At 70.2% G+C, this 17,443-nt stretch carries 18 protein-coding genes; 11 read left to right on the forward strand and 7 right to left on the reverse strand.

Annotated elements, in window-relative coordinates; all coding sequences use genetic code 11:
* Window positions 1-22 precede the first annotated feature (22 nt).
* From rimO to ACZ1DY_RS13845, 4 genes are all read left to right on the forward strand, one after another.
* A complete protein-coding gene (gene rimO, locus ACZ1DY_RS13830) occupies window positions 23-1,471 on the forward strand; it encodes a 30S ribosomal protein S12 methylthiotransferase RimO (protein WP_126737585.1) in 1,449 nt (482 codons plus the stop codon).
* Window positions 1,468-2,109, forward strand: a complete 642-nt coding sequence (pgsA, locus tag ACZ1DY_RS13835) for a CDP-diacylglycerol--glycerol-3-phosphate 3-phosphatidyltransferase (RefSeq protein ID WP_126737586.1) — start codon at window positions 1,468-1,470, stop codon at window positions 2,107-2,109. The genes rimO and pgsA overlap by 4 nt, the downstream gene beginning before the upstream one ends.
* Window positions 2,106-2,567, forward strand: a complete 462-nt coding sequence (locus ACZ1DY_RS13840) for a CinA family protein (RefSeq protein ID WP_465484607.1) — start codon at window positions 2,106-2,108, stop codon at window positions 2,565-2,567. Before pgsA ends, ACZ1DY_RS13840 begins: the two co-directional genes overlap by 4 nt.
* A gap of 101 nt (window positions 2,568-2,668) precedes the next feature.
* A complete protein-coding gene (locus ACZ1DY_RS13845; RefSeq protein ID WP_185927427.1) occupies window positions 2,669-3,118 on the forward strand; it encodes a helix-turn-helix domain-containing protein in 450 nt (149 codons plus the stop codon).
* Window positions 3,119-3,171: 53 nt separating this feature from the next.
* On the opposite strand, the gene ACZ1DY_RS13850 is transcribed toward ACZ1DY_RS13845, so the two are convergent.
* On the reverse strand, window positions 3,172-3,648 hold the full coding sequence (locus ACZ1DY_RS13850) for a carboxymuconolactone decarboxylase family protein (protein WP_257488093.1): 477 nt from the start codon (window positions 3,646-3,648) through the stop codon (window positions 3,172-3,174).
* A 168-nt stretch (window positions 3,649-3,816) separates the two neighbouring features.
* Here ACZ1DY_RS13850 and ACZ1DY_RS13855 point away from each other — a divergent pair, with 168 nt between their 5' ends.
* The 4 genes from ACZ1DY_RS13855 to ACZ1DY_RS13870 all read left to right on the forward strand — a co-directional run bounded on the left by ACZ1DY_RS13855 (window position 3,817) and on the right by ACZ1DY_RS13870 (window position 8,789).
* On the forward strand, window positions 3,817-4,698 hold the full coding sequence (locus ACZ1DY_RS13855; RefSeq protein WP_465484608.1) for an RNA polymerase sigma-70 factor: 882 nt from the start codon (window positions 3,817-3,819) through the stop codon (window positions 4,696-4,698).
* Between the two features lie 194 nt (window positions 4,699-4,892).
* Window positions 4,893-5,738 (forward strand): PspA/IM30 family protein, encoded by an 846-nt coding sequence (locus ACZ1DY_RS13860; RefSeq protein WP_126737591.1) that lies wholly within the window; start codon window positions 4,893-4,895, stop codon window positions 5,736-5,738.
* Window positions 5,739-5,812: 74 nt separating this feature from the next.
* Complete coding sequence (gene pspM / locus ACZ1DY_RS13865; RefSeq protein ID WP_465484609.1) at window positions 5,813-6,796, forward strand: phage shock envelope stress response protein PspM; 984 nt, start codon at window positions 5,813-5,815, stop codon at window positions 6,794-6,796.
* A gap of 394 nt (window positions 6,797-7,190) precedes the next feature.
* Complete coding sequence (locus ACZ1DY_RS13870) at window positions 7,191-8,789, forward strand: amidase family protein (RefSeq protein ID WP_465484610.1); 1,599 nt, start codon at window positions 7,191-7,193, stop codon at window positions 8,787-8,789.
* On the opposite strand, the gene ACZ1DY_RS13875 is transcribed toward ACZ1DY_RS13870, so the two are convergent.
* Together ACZ1DY_RS13875 and ACZ1DY_RS13880 are read right to left on the reverse strand one after the other, a co-directional pair.
* Window positions 8,749-9,798: a quinone-dependent dihydroorotate dehydrogenase gene (locus ACZ1DY_RS13875; protein WP_465484611.1), complete on the reverse strand. Its 1,050-nt coding sequence runs from the start codon at window positions 9,796-9,798 to the stop codon at window positions 8,749-8,751. The genes ACZ1DY_RS13870 and ACZ1DY_RS13875 overlap by 41 nt on opposite strands.
* A gap of 29 nt (window positions 9,799-9,827) precedes the next feature.
* Window positions 9,828-10,421, reverse strand: a complete 594-nt coding sequence (locus ACZ1DY_RS13880; RefSeq protein ID WP_465484612.1) for a TetR family transcriptional regulator — start codon at window positions 10,419-10,421, stop codon at window positions 9,828-9,830.
* Window positions 10,422-10,487: 66 nt separating this feature from the next.
* On the opposite strand from ACZ1DY_RS13880, the gene ACZ1DY_RS13885 reads away from it, so the two are divergent.
* The gene (locus ACZ1DY_RS13885) at window positions 10,488-11,372 is read left to right on the forward strand and encodes an SDR family NAD(P)-dependent oxidoreductase (protein WP_465484613.1); all 885 of its coding nucleotides are present in this window, start codon (window positions 10,488-10,490) and stop codon (window positions 11,370-11,372) included.
* Here the strand turns inward: ACZ1DY_RS13885 and ACZ1DY_RS13890 are convergent.
* The 4 genes from ACZ1DY_RS13890 to ACZ1DY_RS13905 all read right to left on the reverse strand — a co-directional run bounded on the left by ACZ1DY_RS13890 (window position 11,369) and on the right by ACZ1DY_RS13905 (window position 15,129).
* On the reverse strand, window positions 11,369-11,929 hold the full coding sequence (locus ACZ1DY_RS13890) for a GNAT family N-acetyltransferase (protein ID WP_257488086.1): 561 nt from the start codon (window positions 11,927-11,929) through the stop codon (window positions 11,369-11,371). The two genes, ACZ1DY_RS13885 and ACZ1DY_RS13890, sit on opposite strands and share 4 nt — an antisense overlap.
* A 356-nt stretch (window positions 11,930-12,285) precedes the next feature.
* Window positions 12,286-13,335 carry an adenosine deaminase gene (gene add, locus ACZ1DY_RS13895; protein WP_465484614.1) on the reverse strand — a complete coding sequence of 350 codons (1,050 nt, stop codon included), beginning with the start codon at window positions 13,333-13,335 and terminating at the stop codon, window positions 12,286-12,288.
* A 126-nt stretch (window positions 13,336-13,461) separates the two neighbouring features.
* Window positions 13,462-14,265 (reverse strand): DNA-formamidopyrimidine glycosylase family protein, encoded by an 804-nt coding sequence (locus ACZ1DY_RS13900; RefSeq protein ID WP_465484615.1) that lies wholly within the window; start codon window positions 14,263-14,265, stop codon window positions 13,462-13,464.
* 6 nt (window positions 14,266-14,271) lie between these two features.
* Window positions 14,272-15,129 carry a ParA family protein gene (locus ACZ1DY_RS13905; RefSeq protein WP_257488083.1) on the reverse strand — a complete coding sequence of 286 codons (858 nt, stop codon included), beginning with the start codon at window positions 15,127-15,129 and terminating at the stop codon, window positions 14,272-14,274.
* Between the two features lie 109 nt (window positions 15,130-15,238).
* On the opposite strand from ACZ1DY_RS13905, the gene ACZ1DY_RS13910 reads away from it, so the two are divergent.
* Both ACZ1DY_RS13910 and dinB read left to right on the forward strand, forming a co-directional pair.
* On the forward strand, window positions 15,239-15,973 hold the full coding sequence (locus tag ACZ1DY_RS13910) for a methyltransferase domain-containing protein (protein ID WP_465484616.1): 735 nt from the start codon (window positions 15,239-15,241) through the stop codon (window positions 15,971-15,973).
* 218 nt (window positions 15,974-16,191) lie between these two features.
* Entirely contained in the window at window positions 16,192-17,409 is a 1,218-nt protein-coding gene (gene dinB / locus ACZ1DY_RS13915) for a DNA polymerase IV (RefSeq protein WP_465485655.1), read from the forward strand.
* Window positions 17,410-17,443: the final 34 nt, after the last annotated feature.

The raw sequence follows: 17,443 nt of genomic DNA on the forward strand, positions 1-17,443 counted from the left end.
CAGGCCAGCTACCCTAAGGCACGTGCCTTCTCCCACCACTGATCCTGTCGCCACCCGTCGCGTTTCCTTGTTGACCCTCGGTTGCGCCCGCAACGAGGTCGATTCCGAGGAACTCGCCGGACGGCTGGCGGCGGGCGGCTGGGAGCTCGCCGCCGAGCCCGAGGACTCCGACGTCGTGGTGGTCAACACCTGCGGCTTCGTCGAGTCCGCCAAGAAGGACTCGGTCGACACGCTGCTCGCGGCGTCCGACACCGGCAAGAAGGTCGTCGCCGTCGGCTGCATGGCCGAGCGCTACGGCAACGAGCTGGCCGAGAGCCTGCCCGAGGCCGACGCGGTCCTGGGTTTCGACCACTACGCCGACCTCGCGGAGCGGCTCGACGACGTCGTGGCCGGCCGCAAGGTCGAGTCCCACACCCCGTCGGACCGCCGCAAGCTGCTGCCGATCAGCCCGGTCCAGCGCCCGACCGCCGCCGAGTCGGTCGAGGTGCCGGGGCACGCGCAGCACGGCTGGGGCCCGCGTGTGCTGCGGACCAGGCTCGACACCTCCCCGGTGGCCGCGCTGAAGATCGCCTCCGGCTGCGACCGCCGCTGCTCGTTCTGCGCGATCCCGTCGTTCCGCGGGTCCTTCGTGTCCCGGCAGCCGGACGAGATCGTCGCCGAGGCGATGTGGCTCGCGGAGAACGGCGTCAAGGAGGTCTTCCTCGTCTCGGAGAACTCCACCTCCTACGGCAAGGACTTCGGCCGTGACGGCGCCCGCGCGCTGGAGCTGCTGGTCCCGCGCCTGGCCGCGGTGCCGGGGATCGAACGTGTCCGCGTCTCGTACCTGCAGCCCGCCGAGACCCGTCCCGGCCTGGTCAAGGCCATCGCGACCACGCCGGGCGTCGCCGACTACTTCGACCTCTCCTTCCAGCACTCCAGCGAGACCGTGCTGCGCCGCATGCGCCGCTTCGGCTCCACGGACTCCTTCCTCGCGCTGTGCGACCAGATCCGGGAGTACTCGCCCAACGCCGGCATCCGCACCAACGTCATCGTCGGCTTCCCCGGCGAGACCGAGGAGGACCTCGCCGAGCTGGAGCGCTTCCTGACCGGTGCGCGGCTGGACGCGGTGGGCGTCTTCGGGTACTCGGACGAGGACGGCACCGAGGCCGAGACCTTCGACGGCAAACTCGACGAGTCCGTGGTGGCCGAGCGGGTCGCCCGGATCTCCGCGCTGGTCGAGGAGCTGACCTCGCAGCGGGCCGAGGACCGGATCGGCGATTTCGTCGACGTCCTGATCGAGCAGGCCGAGGACGGCGAGGACCCGATCGGCCGCGCCGCGCACCAGGCCCCCGAGGTCGACGGCGAGTGCGTCCTGATCGAGACCGAGGACCTGCCCCCGCTGGCGGTGGGTGACTTCGTGCGCTGCGAGGTCGTCGACTCCGAGGGTGTCGACCTGATCGTGCGGCCCGCGCCGCCCGAGGCCGACCGGTGAATGCCGCCCCGAGCGACGCCGGGGCCGGTGAGGGGACGGGCGGTGAGCACGCCCGGGTCCCCGAGGCCACCCCGGTCCCGACGCTGAACCTGGCGAACCTGCTCACGATGTCGCGGCTGGTGCTGGTGCCGCTGTTCGTGCTGGCGCTGTTCACCGGCGACGGGGCGGACACCTTCTGGCGCGCGATCGCCACCGCGCTGTTCGCGATCGCGTCGTTCACCGACCAGGTCGACGGCTGGGTCGCGCGCAAGTACGGGCTGATCACCGACTTCGGCAAGATCGCCGATCCGATCGCGGACAAGGCGCTGATCGGCGCCGCGCTGATCGGGCTGAGCGTGCTCGGCGAACTGGGCTGGTGGGTCACCATCGTCATCGCGGTCCGCGAGATCGGCGTGACGCTGCTGCGGTTCTGGGTGATCCGGCACGGCGTCATCCCGGCCAGCCGGGGCGGCAAGGCCAAGACGCTCGCCCAGATCGCGGCCATCACGGCGTACCTGCTGCCCCTGCCCGAGGCCGCCGAGCCGGTGCGCTGGGTGTTGATGGGGCTCGCGCTCGTGCTGACCGTCGTGACCGGGCTCGATTACGTCGTGCGCGCGGTCCGGCTGCGCGCGGCCGGAAGGCGTGCCGCGGGCGCATGAATCCTGAGACCTTGATCACTCACCTGATCGAGCGGGGGGAGACGGTGGCGACGGCCGAGTCGCTGACCGCCGGACTCGTCTGCGCGACGCTGACCGAGGTTCCCGGTTCGAGTGCCGTCGTCCGGGGTGGACTGGTGGTCTACGCCACCGACCTCAAGGCGAAGCTGGCCGGGGTAGACGAAGACCTCCTCGCCGCGCACGGCGCCGTCCATCCCGAGGTCGCGGCGCAATTGGCCGCCGGCGCGCGGGATCGATGCGGCGCCACCTGGGGCCTCGGCCTGACCGGCGTCGCGGGTCCGGACGGGCAGGACGGCGTCGCGCCGGGCACCGTCCACGTCGGCCTCGCGGGCCCGGGGGTGCTCACCGTCCGCACACTGGACTTGAGCGGTGATCGAGCTTCGGTCAGGGCCGGGTCGGTCTCGGGCGCGTTCGCCCTGCTGGGGGAACATCTCGCATGATCGCCGCGTTCGCCCTTGGCGTATTGCCGTGTCAACACCTGCGCCCGGGGCACCGCTCTGGGTAACGTAGGGGGTAGTCAGTCCTGGAAGGGAGGCGCGTGATGACCGTGCTGTTGCGCGAGGCGATCGGCGACCGGCTCCGACACGCCCGCACGAACCAGCGTCGAACGCTGCGGGACATCTCCCGCGCCGCCAGGGTGAGCCTCGGTTACCTGTCCGAGGTCGAGCGCGGGCAGAAGGAGGCGTCCAGCGAGCTGCTGGCGTCCATTTGCGAGGCCCTGGACCTTCCGCTGGGCGAACTCCTGCACAAGGTCGCGGCGGACGTCTCGGCGATGGACAACGTCGAGGTCGCCCCGGTGGACGAGAAGGTCGAAGCGGGCAAGCGGCGCGCTCCGGAGCGGGAAGGCGCCGAAGCGGGCGAGCTCGAAGGCGGCCGCCTGGTGTCCGAGCTGATCGGCAACGACCTGGCCGACCTGCGGATCTCGCCGCCGCCGCGGATGAGCCCCGCGCTGCGGACGACGATCTCCGCACCGAAGATGGTCGCCGCCTAGCGACGCTGTGAACGGCAAGAGGCCCCAGGCAGTCCGCCTGGGGCCTCTTGCCGTCAGTTGTCGAACGTGCCCGGCTGGTAGGAGCCGCCCTTGGTGTGGGTGACGACGAGCAGCCGGTTGGCGGCGTTGATCATCGCGACCAGGTAGATCAGCGCGGCGACCTGGTCGTCGTCGTAGTGCTCGCGCACCTGGGCCCAGGTCTCGTCGGAGACGCCCTGGTGCGCGTCGGCGATGCGGGTGCCTTCCTCCGCGAGCGCCAGCGCGGCCTGCTCGGCCTCGGTGAACACCGTGGATTCGCGCCAGGCGGCGACCAGGTTGACGCGGACCGCGGGTTCGCCGGCGGCCGCCAGGTCCTTGGCGTGGGCGTCGACGCAGAAGCCGCAGCCGTTGAGCTGGCTGGCCCGCAGCGACACCAGCTCCTGGGTGACCTTCGGCAGGGTCGAGCCCTTGATGGCCACGCTGACATTGGCGAAGCGCTTGCCGAGCTTGGCGCCGAGCTCGTTGGCGTTCAGATCGAAACGGGAATCCATGATCGTCCTCTTTCGTGGTCGTCTGCTGAACCGGACGACCACCAGATGCCGGCGGCCAGGCCCCGCTGACAGCACCGGAACGTGACGTGCGCCACGGCGTCGACGTGTCAGAAATCGAGGGGACGCGGCGTCTGGTGGTGGCACCTTCGCCGAGAACAGGAGCCGTCCATGTCCGACACCGCCACGGAGGCGTTCGTCGCCCACCGGAACCTGCTGTTCACCGTCGCCTACGAGATGCTCGGCTCCGCCGCCGACGCCGAAGACGTCCTCCAGGAGACGTGGCTGCGCTGGTCGGGCGTCGATCTCGGCACCGTGGAGAACCCGAGGGCGTACCTGGTCCGCATCACCACCCGGCAGGCGCTCGGGAGGCTGCGCACGCTCGGCAGGCGCAAGGAGTCCTACGTCGGCCCGTGGCTGCCCGAACCCCTGCTCACCAGCCCCGACGTGGCCGAAGACGTGGAACTGGCCGACAGCGTCTCGATGGCCATGCTGCTGGTGCTCGAGACCCTCACCCCGACCGAACGCGCGGTGTTCGTGCTGCGCGAGGTGTTCGACGTGCCCTACGCCGAGATCGCCGAAGCCGTCGGCAAGACCCCGGCCGCGGTCCACCAGATCGCCCACCGGGCGCGAGTGCACGTCGCCGCGCGGAGGCCACGTGGTGCCGCGTCGCCCGGCGAGACGAAGGGCGTGCTCGACGCGTTCCATCGCGCGGTCCGGACCGGTGACCTGCAAGGACTGCTGGACGTCCTCTCGCCGGACGTCGTCTTCCTCGGCGACGGCGGCGGAGTGGCGCAGGCCCTGCTGGAGCCCGTGACCGGCGCCGCGCTGGTCGCGCCGCTGCTGGCCGCGAGCCGTCCGGTGCGGGACGACGCGGCGACGATGCGGACGGCGCAGGTCAACGGGTATCCCGCGCTGATCCTCCGGCTCGGTGACGAGGTCGACACCGTCGTCGCGCTGCGGGTGGAGGACGGGCTCATCACCGGGCTCTACGCCGTGCGCAATCCCGAGAAGCTGTCACGCATGGACGAGGAGACCGCGCTGCGCCGCTGACGGAGGGCCGAGCCGAAAGGTCGTGGACATCACAGTCAGGGGGATCCCTGAATTCCGTCGGGGTCGCCTGGAACGCGGGACGCCGACCTGACACGATGGAACTCAACGCCGGGGTCGGGACGTTGCAACATCACAGAGGGGACGCCCCACCTCGAGGTAACAGCCCGTGGGATGCGAGAAGGCAGGCGGAGGAGATGGCCAACCCGTTCGTGAAGTTCTGGAAGTACATGATGGCGGCGTTCTCGTCGAAGATCGACGAGCACGCCGACCCGAAGGTACAGATCCAGCAGGCCATCGAGGAGGCGCAGCGCAACCACCAGGCGCTGACCCAGCAGGCCGCCTCGGTGATCGGTAACCAGCGTCAGCTGGAGATGAAGCTGAACCGCCAGCTCGGCGACGTGGAGAAGCTGCAGGCTTCGACCCGCCAGGCGCTGGTGCTCGCCGACGAGGCGCGTGCCAAGGGCGACGAGCAGAAGGCGACCGAGTTCGAGAACGCGGCGGAGAGCTTCGCCGCGCAGCTCGTCACCGCCGAGCAGAGCATCGAGGACCTCAAGACCCTGCACGACCAGTCGCTTCAGGCTGCGGAGCAGGCGAAGAAGGCCGTCGAGCGCAACGCGACCATGCTGCAGCAGAAGCTGGCCGAGCGCACCAAGCTGCTCTCGCAGCTGGAGCAGGCGAAGATGCAGGAGCAGGTCTCCGCCTCGCTGAACCAGATGAGCCAGCTGGCCGCGCCGGGCAACACGCCGTCGCTGGAAGACGTTCGCGACAAGATCGAGAAGCGCTACACCACCGCGCTGGGCTCGGCCGAACTCGCACAGAACTCCGTCCAGGGCCGGATGATGGAGGTCCAGGCCTCCACGACGCAGCTCGCGGGGCACTCGCGGCTGGAGCAGATCCGCGCGTCCATGAAGGGTGACTCCGTCGCCCAGGTGACCGACGGCAAGACCGCCGCCGCGCCGGCGAAGGGGTCGAGCTCCGCGGACATCCAGCGTGAGATCCAGGCACGGGTTCAGGCCGAACAGGGCAAGAACCCCGCCTGACACACCAACGGGAGCCGGTCCCGCACCCCGCGCGGGTGCGGGACCGGTCTCACCAGAAGACAGGGGAGAGGGCAATGGGCCAGGGCAGGCGCAAGGACTTCGGGGAGTTCACCGCCAAGCTTGAGAAGCACATCGAGAAGCTGCCCGACTACGCCCAGCGCGCGCAGGAGAAGCTGCAGCGCTACATCCCGCCCTCCGAGCAGGGTTCTTCGCGGCCCGCTCAGCCGGCGCCGCCCAAGCCGCGCCCGCAGATGCCCGCGATGCCGGCCATGCCGAAGATCTCCCAGCAGCTGACGTCGATGGCCGCGGGCCAGATCCCGGTCGTCGCCGACGCGAAGGCCAAATGGGCGCGCTGGAACGAACCCGCCGCCAAGCTGGAGCGCCGCAAGCGCCGCACCTCGCGGGCGCTGACGTTCTGGATCCTCCTCACCTTCCTTTGTGGACTGTTCGCCGTCGTCGCGGGCACCGGCCTGTTGAAGGACGGCCAGGCCGACGTCCTCCAGGCCATCGCGGGCGGCGCGTTCGCCGTCATCTTCGGCACCTTCGGGGTCAAGTCGGGGCTGCGGCTTCGGGAGCTCAAGCGCACCGTGCTGCCCGCGGCGCCCGCCGCTCCGCCGCCGCTGCCTCCGGCGCGGTCCGTCGCGCGGGAGCCGATGGAGCGCCTCGCCGAGAGCGAGGCTTCGCTGGCGGAGCTGCTTCGCCAGCTTTCGCAGCCGACGTCGCTCGGCACCATGCCGGTCTCGGAGATCGCCGTCGCGGACGCCCGGACCACCGCCGCCGAGGCCGCGCAGGCCCTGCGCGGGCTGGCAGGCCGGATCCAGGCCATCGAACGCGGACGTGACGCCGCGCCGGAGCGGGAACGCGGCGCCCTCGACGCCGCCGTCAAGCAACTCCGCGAGCAGCTCGACGACGGTCTCGACGGCTACGGCGGTCTCGTCGCGGCCGCCGGCCACACCGTCGCCGCGAGTTCGGACGGCATTACGTCGTCCAAGGAGCAGCTCTCCGACGCGACCGACAAGCTCGCCGGCCTCGCGATGGCCCTGCGCGAGCTGTCCTGACGCGTAACTCGCGTGCTTGGAGCCGTAACTCGCGTGTTTGAAGGCGTATCTCTTGAGTTACGCCTTCAAGCACGCGAGTTACGCGTTCGATCACGCGAGTTACGGGAACGGGTAGGCTCTGAGCAGGCGCTTTCCTGGACCATCGTCTCATTCGTCGTCGCTAATACTCCATTGCGTAACGACATGCTCACTGTGTGATACCGAAACGCTCGCGTAACCCGAAACCGCTGGTGAGGGCGACTCGCGATGCCTAACGTTTCCTTCATGCACGCAGTGCTCTTCCCAGCTCGGGCCTGAACCCAGCCCGCGTGAGCGGGCGTCCCAGGGTGGCGGACCGGACACAGTGGATCTCGCGCAGTGGTCTTTCTCGTCCCCACCGAGGAAAGGACGCCCAGTGACGACGCTCCCCCCGGAACCAGAACCGACCCCCGCTCCTCCTCCCAGTGCCTATCAGCGCGTCATCGCCGCCTACGACCGGATCGTCGAGGTCGACCGGCCCGACGTCTGGATCACCTTGCGCCCCGTGGAAGACGCCCTCGTGGACGCGAAGGCGGTCGACGAACGTCTTCGCGCGGGCGCGGACCTGCCGCTCGCGGGGACGTTGGTGGCGGTCGCCGACGTCATCGACGTCGCCAGTGCCACCTCCGTCTCCCGCCTGACCGCGGCCGGCGCGGTCGTGATCGGCAAGACCAACTGCGACCGGTTCGGCAGCGACCTCGAACACACCCGCAGCCCATACGGCGCCGTGAGCGCCGCGCTCAACACCGATCGGGTCTCCGGGAGCGCGAGCAGCGGCGCGGCCGTCGCCGTCGCGCTCGGTCTCGTCGATCTGGCGGTCGGCACGGACACGGCCGGCGCGGGCCGGGTTCCCGCTTCCCTCAACGGGATCGTCGGGTTGAAGCCGACGCTGGGGCTCGTGCCGAAGACCGGCGCCGCGCCGTGCGGCGGGATCGCCGTCTTCGCCCGCAGCCTCACCTTGGGACAGCGCGCCCTGGGGCTGATGACCGGTCCCGACGGGATCGACCCGCTTTCCCGTGACTGGCCGCCGGACGTCCGGCTGTCCGCGGGCGACCGGCCGCGGGTGGCGATCCCGGGCTCCGGCACGCTCACCGGCCTGTCGCTGCAGTCCCGGTCCGCCTTCCTCGGCGCGGTTTCCGCGCTTCGGGCGTCCGGCGCACGGGTGGAGACCGTGGAGGTCTCGGCGTTGCTGACGGTGGGCGGGTTGATCCACGACGACGGCTTCACCGCCGACCGGGTGCGTGTCGCCGAGGCCGGGATGCTCGCGCTCCGAATGCTGTCGGAGTACGACGCCCTCGTGCTCCCGACGGTCGCGGATCACCCCTCGGTCGCCGAGGCACTGTCCGATCCGGACGGTGTCGCGAAACGGCTGGAGCGGTTCACCGCGTTCGTCAACCTGCTCGACCTCGCCGCGGTCACGGTGCCGTCGTCGCCGTCGGATCTGGGGCCGTACGGGGTTTCCGTGGTGGTGCGGCCGTTCGACGACCAGGTCGCCATCGACCTCGCCGCCGTGCTGACCGACGAACAGGCCGATTTCCCTTATCCCGCACCGGGTGCGGATCTCGTGGTGTTCGGCGCGCATCTGCGCGGCCAGCCGTTGAACGGAAGCCTGGTCGCCGCGGGGGCCCGGTTCACCGGCCTGGTCCGGACCGGCGAGGGCTATCGGATGTTGTTGCTGCCCACCGATCCACCCCAGCCGGGAGTCGTGCCGGTGAGCGCCACGGGCGAGCACACGATGCTTTCGGGTGAACGGTGGCGGCTCTCGCCAGCCGCGCTCGGTGCCTTCGCGGCGACGCTGCCCGCCCCGTTCGTCCTGGGCCGGATCCGGCTGGAGAACGGGGAAACCCCACTGGCGGTCCTGTGCGACCAGGCCGCCGCGGCGACGGCGACGGAGCTGACGAGATACCAGTGCTGGCGTGCCTACCTGAGGTTCGTCAGTACGGCCGGGCCGCGAGACCTCGGGCGACCCGCTTGACCAAACCGGGGCCGTGCAGGGCGAAACCGGTGTAGAGCTGGACCAGTCCGGCGCCGGCGTCGAGCATCCGGGCGGCGGCGCCGGCGTCGAAGATCCCGCCGACGCCGATGATCGGCAGCTTGCCGCCGGTCTCGTCGTGCACGAACCGCACCACCTCGACCGAGCGCGCGGTGAGCGGGCGGCCGGACAATCCGCCCGCCTGCTCGCCGACGGCCGCTTCGGTCGGGGCGATTCCTTCGCGTGACAACGTCGTGTTGGTCGCGATCAGCCCGGCGACACCGTGGTCGAGGCAGACCTCCAGCAGCTCCGCGAGCGCTTCGTCGGTGAGGTCGGGGGCGACCTTCACCAGCACCGGCGTCGGCTTCGCGTCCCCGGCGAGCTCGGCCGAGGTCTTGCGCAGCTCGGCGAGGAGTTCGGCCAGCGCGGACTTGTCCTGCAGTGCCCGCAGCCCCGGCGTGTTCGGGGAACTGACGTTGATCGCGAAGTAGTCGGCGTACGGGTACAGCGCCCGCAGCGAGAACCGATAGTCCTCGACCGCTTCGTCGAGCGGGGTCACCTTGGACTTGCCGATGCTGACGCCGAGCGGCACGGGCGGTTTCCCGGTCGCGGCGAGACGGGCGGCGAGCGCCTCCGCGCCCTCGTTGTTGAAGCCCATCCGGTTGATCACGGCGTCGGTCTCGGCGAGGGTGAACAGCCGCGGTTTGTCGTTGCCCGGCTGCGGATGCCGGGTGACCGTGCCGACCTCGACGAAGCCGAAACCGAGCGCGGGCCAGGCGTGCAGGGCGCGGCCGTTCTTGTCCATCCCGGCGGCGAGGCCGACCCGGTTCGGGAAGCGGAGCCCGAGGAAGGTGACCGGATCGTCCGTCCGGTAGACGCGGCCGAGCGCGGCGAGCGCGGGGGAGACCCGGCTCAGCCTGGCGAGCGTGCCGATGGTGCGTTCGTGCACGGTTTCGGGGTCGCTGCCGGAGACCCGGTAGAGAGCGGGGCGGACGATCTTGTCGAAGAGCACGGCCCCATCATGCCTGGTGGGTTCCGGAGTCAGTCGCCGAGTTCGCCGAGCCGGACGCGGGCCAGGGAGAATCCCCGGTCCAGCAGCGTGACGCGGTCCGCCGTGCCCCCGGATCGCAGCCATTCGGCCGACACGGCTTCGAGTACGGCCGTGGCGGCGTTCGTGAGCAGGTCCGCGGTGAACGCGTCCAGACTGGAACCCGGCCGGTCATGGAGTGCGTCGCTCACCCGCCTCCGCCATTCGGTCCGCCGCTGATACAGCCGTCCGCCGAGCGCCGGCGTCGCTTCGATGAGCCGGTGGGTCGCCAGCGTTCGTTCACTCGCGTGGATCTCTTCCTGCCAGTGCCGGAGGACGTGCTGCAGGGAGGTCCACGGGTCCTCCTCGGCGGGGCGGGCGGCGATGGCGGAGACCACGTTCTCTCCGGTGACGTCGATGCTGTCGAAGACGGCGTCCTCCTTCGTGGGGAAGTAGCGAAAGAAGCTGCGTTTGGTCAGCCCCGCCGCGCGCGCGATCTCGTCGACGGTCGTCTCTTCGAAGCCTTGGCGGGCGAACAGTTCGATGGCCACGTCGGCGAGTTCGGCCCGCACCGCGCGGCGCGTTCGTTCGCGTAGTCCTTCCGGCATGCACCGCAGTCTACTTTGCGTCATGTAGTGTCTATTCTGACACCAAGTGACAGCTTTGGAGGCCGGATGAGGACGATGGACGGAAAGACGGTGCTCGTGACCGGGAGCACCGGCGGCATCGGCAAGGAAAGTGCCCGGCGGCTTGCCACCCTCGGGGCCCGGGTGATCCTCGTCGGCCGCGACAAGGCACGAGCCGAGGAGGCCGCGAAGGAACTACGCCGATCGAGCGGGCACACGAAGGTCGACGCGATCACCGCGGACCTGTCGCGGCTCCGTGACGTACGCCGGCTCGCCGAACAGGTCGCCGACCGGGTGGACCGCTTGGACGTGCTGATCAACAACGCCGGGGCGGCCCGGTCCCGGCGTGAACTGACCGAGGACGGGATCGAAACCGCCTTCGCGGTCAACGTCGTGGCGCCGTTCAGCCTGACGCATCGGCTACTGCCCACGTTGAAGCGGTCGGAGGCCGCTCGCGTCATCAACATCACGGGGGGCATCCCGCGCGGACGGATCGATCTCGACAATCTCCAGGGAGAGAAATCGTATGTGGGACTGTCGTTCTACAACCAGACCAAGCTGGCCCAGATGGCGATGAGTCATACGTTCGCGAAGCGGCTCGAAGGGACCGGCGTAACGCTGAACGTCGCGTATCCCGGCCATGCCCACACCTCGATGAACAAGGACCTCACCGCCGATACCTACCCGCCACTGGCCCGCCCGATCGTGCCGCTGCTCCGGCTGGTCATGCCCGTCCTCTACGGCCATCGCGCGGTGCTCAAAGCGACGAAGTCGAGCGTTCATCTCGCTTCCAGCCCCGAGGTCCAGGAAATCACCGGGGCCTATTTCACCAGCAAGGCCGTCCGTGCTCCTTGGCCCGAGGCCGTCCTTGACGAAACCACTCGTGGCGCGATCTGGGACCTCTGCGAGAAAATGTGCGGTGACCGGGCCTAGCGGCTCGCCTTCCACTCGTCTTCGAGCATCGCGAAGACGAGCTCGTCACACCACTCGCCCTTCACGATCTCGTTCTCCCGCAGATGCGCTTCCTTCTTCATGCCGAGGCGTTCCATCAGCGCGGCGGACGCGGTGTTGCGCCCGTCACAGCGGCCGATGATCCGGTGCAGGCCGAGGTCTTCGAACCCGAGCCGCAGCACCTCGACGGCGGCTTCCGCGGCGAGCCCCTTCCCATGGTGATCGGGATGGAAGACGAATCCGATCTCGCCTTGGCGGTGCTCGCTGCTGAGGTATTCGAGGTTCAGGTCGCCGATCAGCCGACCGGTCTCGGTCAGTTCCGCGGCCACCGCGAGGAACTGGCCTTCCTTGGACACGGTGCTGCTGTGCACCCGTTTGGCGAGCGCGGCGGCGGATTCGGCCCGGCTGCGCGGGCCCCAGTAGAGGTAACGGGCGACGTCGGCACGGGACTGGAAGGAGTTGAGTTCGTCGAGATCCGCCGGCGTGAAGGCACGGAGGGTCAGGCGCTGGGTGATGATCGGGAAATCGGGCCTCAGCATGGCGTCAGGCTATCGAGTCGGCGAGGTTCCTGGGGGCGGAACCGCGGTGGACGGTCCTTCGGGGCGGCGGACGGCACACCCCGGGAATAGGGGTACCCCCGAGGCGGCTCCCGGACGCCGGAATCGGCGGCCGGGCCCGAGCCGGACCGGTGCTCGGGAACCTCGGGGGCCCGGTGACTGCCTGGTATTCGCTATCAGGCATCACGCGAAGCAGAGACGACGAGCCGAAGGTGGCTCCAACTTGCGTTGTATCGCTGCTCTGAAGTCCTACGCGTGGGGTCCGCTAGCGGACAGCCACCTCACGAGTCCTGTTGGAATACAACTTTGGACCACCTCCTCTCTCGTGTACCGCCACGCTATGCGAGGAGTTCGGGGTCCTGCAACAAGATTTCTTCGATCTCCGTCACCAGGACGGTCTTGTCCGCCGACGGCAGAAAAGAGGCGTCCACGGCGTTCTTCGCGAACAGGGCGATTTCGGCCGCCGTCAGGCCCAGGGTCTCGGCCACCGCCACGTACTCGCCGTCGAGGGTGGCGCCGAACATCGGCGGGTCGTCGGTGTTGAGCGTGACCAGCACACCGTGATCGAGCAGCCGCCGCACGGGGTGCGCCGCGATCGACGCGAACTGCCCGGTCCGGATATTGGAAGTCGGGCAGACCTCAAGCGGGATCCGTTGCACGGCAAGGTATTCCAGGAGCGCCGGATCGGTGTGCGCTCCGACACCGTGCCCGATCCGCTCGGCGCCGAGATCGTGTACCGCCGACCAGACGGTGGCGGGCCCGGTGGTCTCGCCCGCGTGCGGGACGCTGTGCAGCCCCGCCTCCCTGGCCGCGGTGAAGAACGGGGCGAACTGGGCGCGGCCGACGCCGACCTCGGGGCCGCCGAGCCCGAAGGAGACCAGTCCTTCGGGGCGTTCGCGGAGCGCGAACACCACCGTCTCCCGGCCGGCCACGACGCCCTTCTCGCCGGGAATGTCGAAGCACCAGGCCAGCTCCACGCCGTGGTCCGCCCGTGCCGCCGCCCGTCCGGTGGCGAGACCGGTGAGGAGATCGTCCGCCGACATGCCGTCGAGGACGTGGTTGTACGGCGTCACGGTCACCTCGGCGTAGCGGGCGTTCTGCGCGGCCAGATCGGCCGCCAGCCCGGTGACGAGGGTGTGGATGTCGCGGGCGTCGCGCACCAGCGACGTCACCGCCAGGTAGTTGCGGAGGAAATGCGGGAAATCGCGGAAGGTGAAGAACTCGGCGAGCGCCGACGGCTCCGTCGGCACCCCCGCGGACGGGCGGCGGCGGGCCAGTTCCAGCACCGTGGGCAGGCTCGCCGAACCGACGAGGTGGACGTGGAGTTCGACCTTGGGCAGGGCGTGCACGAACGCGCGCAGCGCCGTGCCCGTGAGGATTCCGGGCATGACAAAGCTCCCTGGGAGAGAAGAGAAAGGTGACGTGCGGAGGGAGCGGGCGGCTCAGGGAGCGAGGTCGCCGCGTTCGGTGTCGGCCCCGTAGAGCGGGAGCTTGAACAGCGTCACGAGGCCAGCTTAGCCGCTCGGGGCGGGCCCGGACTGGCATTTCGGGCAGAACCACGTCGGCCTCGCCTGATGCCCGGCGCCCTGGGGTGCGACGCGAAGCCTTCCGCCGCAACGGAAGCAGCCCTGCTTGGTCCGCTCGTAGACCCAGTGCTCGCGGCCACGTCGCAGATCGCCGGTGGTGGTCTGCGACGTGCGCCAGGCGTTGCTCTTCAGTAGCTTCCGGCCGAGCGCGACGGCCTTCGCCGGGTCCACTTCGGACACCGGTGTCCACGGCGTGACGCCGAGCAGGAAGCACATCTCGACCTTGTACATGTTCCCGATGCCCGCCATGATCCGCTGATCCAGCAGGGCATCGCCGAGTTCGCGGGCCGGATCCGCGGCCAGCGCGGCCGCCGCCCGTCCCGCGAGCTCGTCCGTCCATTGTGGATCGAGCAGATCCGGGCCGAGGTGCCCGACCAAGCGGTCTTCCTCATTCGTGGGCACGAGTTCCAGGTCGTGCACACGGAAACCGATCGCCTGCAGCTCCTCGGTGGCCAGGATGACCCGCGCCTGATGCGCCGGATGCCGCCAGCGCGCGCCCGCCCGGTAGACGTCCCACTTGCCGTCCATGCGGAGATGGCTGTGGAGGGTGAGGTCGCCGGAGAGGCGGGTCAGCAGATGTTTGCCGACCGTGCCGACGCCGAGCACGTCGCGTCCGGCGAGATCCGTCGTCGCCAGCTGGGGGACCCTGAACTCGCCTCGCAGCAAGGTCTTGCCCGCCAACGCCTTGTCGAGGACCTTGCCGGCGAGGAACACGGTGTCGCCTTCGGGCATCGGACGTCAGCCCGTGCCGGTGTCGCTCAGCTTGGCGGGTGCCTCGGGCTCTTCTTCGCCGCGGACGCGATGCCGCCCGGCCCGGCCCGACCGCAGGACCTTCGCGAGCACCATGTTGAAGGTGAGTGCGATCTCCTGAGCCCCGGGGGAATGCCACTCGTGGATCGGGCTGCACGCGCCCTGTGCCTGCTGCACGGCGAGCCTGTCCGGGATGGCCGTCGGCATCACCAGCGGGCCGAAGTTCTCCCGCAGCTCGGCCACGCGGAACTGGTGCTCGTAGGAGCGCACGCGGAGCTTGTTGACCACGACGCCGATCGGCCGCAGCCCCGGGTTCTGCTCTTCGCGGATCTTCTCGATCGCGTCGAGCGCGCGGCGTGCGCCGGAGACGGCGTACATCGTCGGCTCGGTGACGATCAGGGCGCTGTCCGCGGCCACCAGCGCGGAGCGGGTCAGCCTGCCGAGCGACGGCGGGCAGTCGAGGATCACCAGTTCGTAGGGTTCCTCGCGCAGCGGGTTCGTGTGCAGCTCGTCGAGCGCGCGGGAGAGGTTCTCCAGGCGGCGGCTGTCGGCGTCGGGCTCGTTGAGCATCTCCAGCTCTTCGGCGCCGACGAGGACGTCGATCTGGTCGCTCCACACGCTGGGCGCGATCGCGCGTTCGAGCACCGAGCGCACCGGCGTCTCCAGGACGTCGGCCAGCGTGCGATCCGTGAAGGGCGGGTCCAGCGAGGTGGTGGCGTTGCCTTGCGGGTCGAGGTCGGCCACGAGAGTCCGGGCGCCCCTACGCAGCGCGGCGGACGCGACACCGAGGGCGACCGTCGTTTTACCGACGCCACCCTTCAGGCTGAGAACAGCGACCGTGTGCACTCGATACAGCCTACGGGCAGTCGGCGGGGTGGCTCCGTGGCAAGGTGTCGAACACCGCATCGGACTACACCCGGCGGGCCGGCGAAGGCGGGCATTACCCTGTGCGTTTATGAAGACGGACACCGTGGCCACGCGGGGATCGGGGGCGGTTCGCCGGGTTCTCGAAGCAGAACTCCGGGCCGCACGGGCGCGAGGCGCACAACAGCCGCACGTCGTCGACGTCGGCGGCGGCAGCGGCGGCTGGGCGGTGCCGCTGGCCTCGGCGGGTTGCCTGGTGACCGTGGTCGAGCCGAACCCCAACGCGCTGGCGACCCTGCGCCGCCGCGCCGAGGAAGAGGGCGTCTCCGGCAGCATCACGGTGATCGCCGACGACTCCGACGCGCTCGGCGCCCACGTCGCGGCGGGCTCGGCCGATCTCGTGCTCGCGCACGGGCTGCTCGAGGTCGTCGACGACCCGGCGCTCGTGCTCACCGCGCTGGCCGCCGCGGTCAAACCCGGCGGCGCGGTCTCGGTGCTGGTGGCGAACCGCCACGCCGCGATCCTGCAGCGCGCGCTGGCCGGACGCCTCGGTGAGGCGCGGGAACTCCTCGCGGCCGAGAGCGGCGTCCTCGGCGGCGGCCGCGAGACCGTGCTGCGGCGCTTCGACGCGGAAGGCCTCCGCGCCCAGCTGGTCGCGGTGGGGCTCGAGGTGACCTCGCTGCAGGGCGACGGTGTCGTGGCGGACTTCGTGCCCGGCGGGGTGCGGGAAGAGGACCTGGCCGAGTTCGAGCTGGCGGCGGCTTCGATCCCGCCGCTGCGGGACGTCGCCAGCAGGCTGCACGTCCTGGCCCATCGGCCGGCCTGACCTCCTCGTGAGTGGTGAGGACGGCTCGCCAGGGCGGTGTCGTGCCCGGCCACGGCCGACGTTGCGAAAGCCACTTTCGCAACGTTGAAGGTTGCGAAAGTGGCTTTCGCAACCCCCTGTCAAGCCCCCACAAGACACTGTCCCTGACCACTCACGAGACTGTCGGTGGTCCGGGCTAACGTCCGGGCGTGGGACGAAACGCTGAACTGCCCGGCGGGATGGCCCGCTACCGCGTGACGACCGGCGCCACCACCTGGCCCGACGACACCGGCTGCGGACTGCTGCACGTCGACATGGACGCCTTCTTCGTGTCCTGCGAGCTGCGCACGCGCCCCGAGCTGGAGGGCGAGCCGGTGGTCGTCTCCGGCGGCGGGCCGAGGTCCGTCGTCGCGGCGGCGAGCTACGCGGCACGCGAGTTCGGCGTCCGGTCGGCCATGCCGTTCTCGACGGCCAAACGCCTCTGCCCCAAGCTGATCTGCATCACGCCGACGCCGGGGCTCTACGGCGAGGTCTCCAAGGGTGTCATGGGGATCTTCCGCGAGCTGACGCCGCTGGTGGAGCCGCTGAGCCTGGACGAGGCGTTCCTGGACGTCAGCGGGGCGCTCAAACGGCTGGACTCCTCACCCGCGCGGCTCGGCGCCTGGATCCGGGAGCGGGTCGCCGCCGACTTCGGGATCAGCTGCTCGGTCGGCGTCGCGAAGGTCAAGTTCGTCGCCAAGCTGGCGTCCGGGATGGCGAAACCGGACGGCATGGTCGTCGTCCCGGCGGCCGAGACGCTCGCGTTCCTGCACCCGTTGCCCGTGTCGGCGCTGTGGGGCGTCGGCAAGCGCACCGAGGAGCAGCTGCGGCAGCAGGGCCTCGACACCGTCGCCGACGTCGCCGCCGCTCCGCTGTCCAGGCTGAGACGGTCGCTCGGGCGGGCGCTGGGGGAGCATCTGTACGCGCTCGCGAACGGGCACGACGATCGCAAGGTCGTCCCGGAGTCGCCGGACAAGTCGATCGGCGCCGAAGTGACCTTCGACGTGGATCTCCACGACCGCGCGGCGCTGGGGCTGGAACTGCTCCGGCTGTCGGAACGCGTCGCCGCCACCCTGCGCCGCCGGGGGCTGCGCGGGCGGACGGTGTCGATCAAGGTCCGGTTCGCGGATTTCAAGACGATCACCCGCGCCAGGACGACCGCCGTCGGAGTGGACGTGGCCCGCGACATCCACCGCACCGCCGTCGAACTCCTCACCGAGCACGCGCCGACGGGCGCAGTCCGCCTGATCGGGGTAAGGGTCGAGGGGTTGGACACGGAGAGTGACGGAGAGCAGCTGCTTTTCGAGTCACCCGAACCCCGTTGGCGGGACGCGGAAGTCGCCGCCGACGTCGCGAGGTCGAAGTTCGGGGCCGCCGCGGTGCGGCCCGCGTCACTGCTGACCCCTCGTGACCAGTGACTTAGCCCGCTCGGCCGTCTTCGAGAGAGCCGAG

The sequence above is a fragment of the Amycolatopsis sp. PSD-21 genome, from assembly GCF_055561455.1.